The 238-nt window shown below is 41.2% G+C and carries 1 protein-coding gene; it reads left to right on the forward strand.

Translation table 11 applies throughout. From position 1 onward, the window contains the following. Positions 1-25: 25 nt before the first annotated feature. Positions 26-238 (forward strand): histidine kinase dimerization/phospho-acceptor domain-containing protein (locus tag CVH10_RS24155; RefSeq protein ID WP_369336020.1); only part of this gene is annotated, 213 nt, incomplete at its 3' end.

The following is a 238-nucleotide window of genomic DNA, read 5'->3' on the forward strand; positions in this document are numbered from 1 at the left end:
AGACAGGGTGGAAACGGAAAGGCAATTGATCGTTGCCAAAAAAATCACCGAAGAAGCAGCAAAGGCAAAGAGTGCTTTTCTTGCTAACATGAGTCACGAGATCCGGACACCAATGAATGGTGTGATGGGGTTTGCAAACCTGCTTTTGAAAACCAATCTTGATCATCAGCAGCGTGATTATCTTAAAATGATACAGGAGTCTGCTAACAATCTTTTGATGATTGTTAATGATGTGCTT

The sequence above is a fragment of the Halomonas sp. ND22Bw genome (assembly GCF_003011945.1).
GTDB lineage: Bacteria > Pseudomonadota > Gammaproteobacteria > Pseudomonadales > Halomonadaceae > Halomonas > Halomonas halophila.